This is a genomic window from Micromonospora sp. NPDC049580 (assembly GCF_040675595.1).
Classification (GTDB): Bacteria; Actinomycetota; Actinomycetes; order Mycobacteriales; family Micromonosporaceae; genus Micromonospora.
In genome coordinates, this window is the sequence record NZ_JBFAPG010000368.1 from 1 (window position 1) to 6,505 (window position 6,505).

At 73.6% G+C, this 6,505-nt stretch carries 6 protein-coding genes and 1 pseudogene; 4 read left to right on the top strand and 3 right to left on the bottom strand.

Annotation, left to right across the window (positions count from 1 at the left end):
* The first annotated feature begins 113 nt into the window (after positions 1-113).
* Positions 114-872 carry a Bax inhibitor-1/YccA family protein gene (locus AB0J68_RS24135; protein WP_354854175.1) on the top strand — a complete coding sequence of 253 codons (759 nt, stop codon included), beginning with the start codon at positions 114-116 and terminating at the stop codon, positions 870-872.
* Positions 873-918: 46 nt separating this feature from the next.
* Positions 919-1,239, top strand: coding sequence for a hypothetical protein (locus tag AB0J68_RS24140; RefSeq protein ID WP_354854177.1), 321 nt, complete (start codon positions 919-921; stop codon positions 1,237-1,239).
* A 7-nt stretch (positions 1,240-1,246) separates the two neighbouring features.
* Here AB0J68_RS24140 and AB0J68_RS24145 read toward each other — a convergent pair whose 3' ends face one another.
* The 3 genes and pseudogenes from AB0J68_RS24145 to AB0J68_RS24155 form a co-directional block, all read right to left on the bottom strand.
* Positions 1,247-2,509, bottom strand: a complete 1,263-nt coding sequence (locus AB0J68_RS24145) for an acetyl-CoA C-acetyltransferase (RefSeq protein WP_363940545.1) — start codon at positions 2,507-2,509, stop codon at positions 1,247-1,249.
* 78 nt (positions 2,510-2,587) lie between these two features.
* Positions 2,588-3,400, bottom strand: a complete 813-nt coding sequence (locus AB0J68_RS24150; protein ID WP_363940546.1) for an SGNH/GDSL hydrolase family protein — start codon at positions 3,398-3,400, stop codon at positions 2,588-2,590.
* Positions 3,377-4,449 (bottom strand): annotated as a pseudogene (locus AB0J68_RS24155) (SGNH/GDSL hydrolase family protein); the annotation flags it as partial. The gene AB0J68_RS24150 and the pseudogene AB0J68_RS24155, both read right to left, overlap by 24 nt.
* A 150-nt stretch (positions 4,450-4,599) precedes the next feature.
* Between AB0J68_RS24155 and AB0J68_RS24160 the strand changes: the two are divergent.
* Positions 4,600-4,956, top strand: coding sequence for a YkvA family protein (locus AB0J68_RS24160; RefSeq protein ID WP_354854181.1), 357 nt, complete (start codon positions 4,600-4,602; stop codon positions 4,954-4,956).
* Positions 4,957-5,028: 72 nt separating this feature from the next.
* Complete coding sequence (locus AB0J68_RS24165; protein WP_354854182.1) at positions 5,029-6,399, top strand: cystathionine beta-synthase; 1,371 nt, start codon at positions 5,029-5,031, stop codon at positions 6,397-6,399.
* The last annotated feature ends 106 nt before the right edge of the window (positions 6,400-6,505 follow it).

Here is a 6,505-nt window from a genome sequence, read left to right on the forward strand (position 1 = left end):
GCCCGCTCCCGCTCTCGCGGGGGCGGGCGCCGTCGTCCGCGCCGTTTCGCCGCCGCCGCCGGGCCGTCCGGGGCAGAGTGACTGCGAGGGGTACGCGGGCGAAGGAGGCGACGGTGCGCAGCAACAACCCGGTGCTCAACCGGCTGGACGAGACCGGCCGGTTGGAGTCCCGGGTGGTCAGCTCCCGCGACGTCGAGCCGATGACCGTCGACGACGTGGTGGTGCGTACCGTCGGATTGCTCCTGCTCACCGGCGCGGCCGCCGCGGTGTCCTGGGCGGTGGTGCCCGACGCGGTGTGGTTGGGGGCGGCCCTGGCCGGCAGCGCCCTGGCCTCGATCGTGCTGGTCCTGGTCATCTCGCTGCGGGGGATCACCAACCCGGTGCCGATCGTCGGCTATGCGGTGCTCCAGGGGCTGCTGCTGGGGGTCGCCAGCCGGACCTTCCAGCAGGTCTACCCCGGGATCGTGGTGCAGGCGGTGGCCGGCACCTTCGGCGTCTTCCTCGGCATGGCGGCGCTGTACCGGGCCCGGGTGATCCGCGCGACGCCCCGGCTGGCCCGCCTGGTGATCGGCACGCTGCTCGGTATCGCCGTGCTCAGCGTGGTCAACCTGGTGTCGTACCTGATCTCCGGACGGCCGGGGCTGGCGGTCTACAGCGTCAGCGGGGAGGTCGGCTGGTTGCCGTACGCCTTCTCGGTCGTGGCGATCATCGCCGGTGCGTTCAGCTTCATCCTCGACTTCGACCTCGTCGAGCGTTCGGTGCGCGACGGCCGACCCCGCCGGTACGCGTGGCTGAGCGCGTTCGGCCTGCTCACCGGCCTGGTCTTCCTCTACTGGCAGCTGCTACGGCTGCTCAGCTACCTGCGCCGCTGAGCGGCCCGGAATGTCGGGGCCGGCGCCGGCCGTAGACTCGGCGGCGATGAGCGCAGCGGAGTTGGAGCGGGCCGTGCAGTTGCTGGTCCGCCAGGTCGGGCACTGGGAGCAGCCGCGCTGGGCGGCGGCCGCGACCACCGGCAACGTGCCCCGCGCCGACCTGATGCACCGGTTGGTGCAGGAGATCGCCAATCTGGCCGCCGACGCCGAGGGACAGCCCCGCCGGACCGTGCCCCGGCTGGACAACGACCTGGCCCTGCCCGACCAGTTGCGGGTGGTGACGGCCGACCTGCTGGCCGCCGGGGCCGACGCCGAGGCGCTGGCGCGGGCCGCCGCCGAGGTGACGGCGACCCGCGGCGCGCTCTGACGTCGGGTCAGCTCAGGCGTTCGAGCACCATGGCCATGCCCTGGCCGCCGCCGACGCACATGGTCTCCAGACCGATGGTCTTGTCGTGCCACTCCAGCGCGTTGAGCAGGGTGCCGGTGATCCGGGCGCCGGTCATGCCGAACGGGTGGCCGACCGCGATCGCGCCGCCCATGACGTTCAGCTTCTCCTCCGGGATGCCCAACTGCCGGTAGGAGGGGATCACCTGGGCGGCGAACGCCTCGTTGATCTCGACCAGGTCGACGTCGTCGATGGTCATGCCGGCCCGGCGTAGCGCCTGCCGGGACGCCTCGACCGGTCCGAGACCCATGATCTCCGGCGACAGCGCGGTCACGCCGGTGGAGACGATCCGGGCCAGCGGGGTCAGGCCCAGCTCCTCGGCCCGCTGGGCGCTCATCACGACGACGGCGGCGGCGCCGTCGTTGAGCGGGCAGCAGTTGCCCGCGGTGATCCGCCCGTCCGGACGGAACACCGGCTTCAGGCCGGCCACCGCATCCAGGGTGACGCCTGCGCGGGGGCCGTCGTCGGTGCTCACCACGGTGCCGTCCGGCGTGGTGACCGGGGTGATCTCCCGGGCCCAGAAGCCGTCGGCGATGGCCTTCTCGGCGAGGTTCTGACTGCGCACACCGAACTCGTCCATGTCGGCGCGGGTCACGTCGTACACCTGGGCGAGGTTCTCCGCGGTCTGCCCCATGGTCAGGTAGATGTCCGGCAGCTCACCGGCCTCGCGCGGGTCGGTCCAGACCTCGGCGCCGCCCTGCGCGCGGCGCTTCGAGCGCTCAGCGGCCGTCGCGAAGCGCGGGTTCTCCCAGCCGCCGCCGACGAGAGCCTGCGCCTCGGGAGGCAGCCCGTCGGAGCTGCCGCGGGCGTAGCGGGAGACCATCTCGACACCGGCGGAGACGAACACGTCGCCCTCGCCGGCGCGGATCGCATGCAGCGCCATCCGGGTGGTCTGCAACGAGGAGGCGCAGTAGCGGGTCAGCGTGGCGCCGGGAACGGTGTCCAGCCCCAGCAGGGTGGCCACCACGCGGGCCATGTTGAAGCCCTGCTCACCGCCGGGCAGGCCGCACCCGAGGTAGATGTCGTCGATGGTGGTCGGGTCGAGTTCGGGGATCTTGTCCAGCGCGGCCTGGACGATGGTCGCGGCGAGGTCGTCGGAGCGGACATCGCGCAGGGACCCCTTGTGCGCCCGGCCGATGGGGGAGCGGGCGGTAGCGACGATGACGGCGTCGCGGGACGACTCAATCGGCATGAGCCAACGTTAACCCGCCGGTAACATGGCACGGAAGAAGCAGGCGCGGCGGGAAATGTCACCCCGGCCGGGCGTGCTCTAGCGCCGGGAGGCGACCGCCGCCGCGGCCACGACGGCCGGCAGCAGGGCGTGCGCCCACACCCGGTAGCCGTCGGCGGACGGGTGGAAGCCGTCGTGGCAGAGCGTCCCCGCGTCGGCCCGGAAGACCGGCCCGGTCTCGGTGGCCAGGTCGACCACCGCGCCGCCCGCCTCCAACACCGCAGTGGTCTGCGCGCGGGCCATCCGCCGCCCGGACCAGCCGACCAGCTGACGCAGCGGCGGCGCGATGGCGCGTACGGCGCCGAGGTCGGGGCAGGTGCCCACCACCACCTCGACGCGCGCCTCCCGCAGCCGGTGCACCGCCGCCCCGAGATAGGCGGACGCGTCGGCGGGCCGGCGCAGCCCGGTGGCGTCGTTCGCGCCGATCAGGATCAGCGCCACGTCGGGCCGCTCGCCGAGCAGGGCCCGGGCGACCTGGGTGGCCAGGTCCGTCGAGCGCGACCCGGAGACGCCGACGCTGGACAGGTGCACCCGGCGGCCGGTCGGGCCCTCGGCGAGCAGGTTGGCCAACTGTCCGCCAATGGTGTCGTCGAGGCGGTCGACGCCCACGCCCAACGCCGACGAGTCACCGAGCAGCACCAGCCGCAGCGGCGCGGCGTCGGCCCGGCCGATCGTCGCCCGCAACGCCAACCCCAGCTCCGGCTCGGCGTAGCGCCGGTGCCGGGCGACGAACGCCTCACCGGCCAGGACGGCGGCGCCGCCCACCGTGCCGGCGAGCAGCGACAGCGCCGCCGCCCGACCCAGGCGGCCGGGAAGACCGGCGGTCACGCCCCGCTCGCTGCGCTCGTTCATGCCAGTCCCTCCACTGTCGAGGTGTCCGTCGCGGAGCCGGACTGCGGCACCGTGTTGACACCGAAGAACGCCCGGCGACGCAGCTGCGCCCACCGGCCGGCCGGTCCTCGGTCGCGGCCCCGGACCTGGGTGCCGCTGACCTCGGTGCCGGCGTGCCGGGCCGCCTCCTGCGCGGCCTTTGGCAGCGACCGTACGCCCTCGCCCCGCGCCGGTGTGGCCCGTCGCTCCGGCCCGGAGCCGAGCGCCGAGAGCATCGTCGGCAGCAGAGCGGCGGCGGCCATCGCGTACCCCTCGGCGGAGGGGTGGAACCGGTCCCAGGCGAACATTCGGTGCGGTTCGGCGGCGAACCGTGGGCCGAGCAGGTCGCCGAGGGACACCGTCGAGCCGCCCGCCTCGACCACCGCCACCGTCTGGGCGGCGGCGAGCTGGCGACTCCACCGGTGCGCCAGCCAGCGCAGCGGTGGCTGGATCGGCCGGATCGCGCCGAGGTCGGGGCAGGTGCCGACGACCACCTCGCAACCGGCGTCGCGCAGCGCGTGGACCGCCTCGACCAGGTAGCGCACCGCCAGGCCGCGCGGCGTGCGGTTGGTGATGTCGTTGCCGCCGATCAGGATCACCGCGATGTCCGGCGCACACTCCAACGCCGCCTCCACCTGGTGCCGGAGCGCCGCGGAGATGGCGCCGACCACCGCGAAACGGCGCACCAGGACCGGCCTGTGCAGCCGCCGGGACAGGCCGGTGGCGAGCAGCGCCCCCGGTGTCTCCCGGCGGCGGTGCACCCCGTAGCCGGCCGCCGACGAGTCACCGAGCACGACCATGGTGAGCGGGGGGCCGGGGAACTTCGCGCCGTACATCCCGTCGCAGCGCGGCGGCGGGGCCTCGGCCATCGGGATGGTGCGCCGGGCCTGGCGGGCCTGGCCGAGCAGCACCCCGCCGGTCGCCATCGCGGCCGCCGCGGTGGCGCCCGTCCCGATAGCCGCCAGCCGGGCGATCCGCCAGGCCTGCCGCCAGCGCGGACCAACGGGTACGACAGAACCAGCGACCCCCATATGCCGACATTATCGCGCCGGCCCGACACGCCGCTGTCGTCGTCCCGGCTCGGGAGTGCCTGGAAACCGACGAGACGGGGTACCTGTCCGGTGGAGGCCGGCCGACTTGCGCCGACCCGCCACGCTGATCCGGCGGAGAGGAGCGCGACGATGGGGAAGACACTGAAGCGCAGCGCGGCGTTCACGGCCCTGGCGCGGGCACTGGCGGCGGGGGCGCGCGGCGGGCCCTCGCTGGGCAGCCGACTGGCGGCGCTGCCCCGGATGATCCGGGCCACGACCCGGGGGGAGTACGACGGTGGCCTCCGGCTGGCCCTGATGACGGCGGCCACGGCGTACATCGTCTCGCCCATCGACCTGCTGCCGGAGATCCCACTGGCGATCTTCGGGCTGGCCGACGACGCGGTGATGATCACCTGGCTGGCCGGCAGCGTGCTCGCCGAGACCGACCGTTTCCTCGAATGGGAGGCCCGACGCAGCTCGGTCATCCCCGGGGGGCTGGTGCCCTGACGGCACGTACGCTGGTCGGCGAGGATACGTCTGCCCGGCCGCCGTCGCCGGCGCCGCAACGAAGGGCACACCGTGCAGTACTACGACAACGTCGTCGACATGATCGGCAACACCCCGCTGGTCCGCCTGCGCAACGTCACCGAGGGCATCCAGGCCACCGTGCTCGCCAAGGTCGAGTACGTCAACCCGGGCGGCTCGGTGAAGGACCGGATTGCGCTGCGCATGGTCGAGGACGCCGAGGCGGCGGGCCTGCTGCGGCCCGGCGGCACGATCGTCGAGCCGACCAGCGGCAACACCGGCGTCGGGCTCGCCCTGGTGGCCCAGCTCAAGGGCTACAAGTGCGTCTTCGTCTGCCCCGACAAGGTCAGTCAGGACAAGCAGGACGTGCTGCGGGCGTACGGCGCCGAGGTGGTGGTCTGCCCGACCGCCGTCGCGCCGGAGGACCCGCGCTCGTACTACAACGTCTCCGACCGGCTGACCCGCGAGATTCCCGGCGCGTGGAAGCCCGACCAGTACAGCAACCCGGCGAACCCGCGCTCGCACTACGAGACGACCGGCCCGGAGCTGTGGAAGCAGACCGAGGGCCGGCTCACGCACTTCGTGGCGGGCGTCGGCACCGGCGGGACGATCTCCGGCATCGGGCAGTATCTGAAGGAGGCGTCCGAGGGGCGGGTGCGGGTCATCGGGGCCGACCCGGAGGGCTCGGTCTACTCCGGCGGCACCGGCCGGCCGTACCTGGTGGAGGGCGTCGGCGAGGACTTCTGGCCGGAGACGTACGACCGGGGTGTGGCCGACGAGATCGTCGAGGTCTCCGACAAGGCGTCCTTCGAGATGACCCGGCGGCTGGCCCGCGAGGAGGGCCTGCTGGTCGGGGGCTCCTGCGGGATGGCCGTGGTCGCCGCGTTGGAGGTGGCCCGCAAGGCCGGCCCGGACGACGTCGTGGTGGTGCTGCTGCCCGACGGCGGTCGCGGCTACCTCTCCAAGATCTTCAACGACTCGTGGATGGCCCGGTACGGCTTCCTGGACAACTCCGGCCACGAGCCGACGGTGGCCGACGCGCTGGCCAGCAAGCCGGGCGGCCTGCCCGAGCTGGTGCACGTGCACCCGACCGAGACGGTCCGGGACGCGATCGACTACATGCGCGAGTACGGCGTCTCGCAGCTGCCGGTGCTCAAGGCCGAGCCGCCGGTGGTGACCGGTGAGGTCGCCGGCTCGATCGCCGAGCGGGATCTGCTCGACGCGCTGTTCACCGGTCAGGCCCACCTGCACGACACCATCGAGCGGCACATGGGTAACCCGTTGCCGATGATCGGTGGCGGCCAGCCGGTGAGCGAGGCCGTCGGCCTGCTGGAGAAGTCCGACGCCGCGCTGGTCCTGGTCGACGGCAAGCCCAAGGGCGTCCTGACCCGCCAGGACCTCCTGGCTCACCTCGGCGCCCACTAGTTCTCGCCCCCGCCTGTCCGCATGCTCGCCTCCGGGGCGGCACGGGCACCTCTGCCGGTCCTTTGCTCTGCTTCACTCCACGCAACACCGAGTGTCCGATTACCGG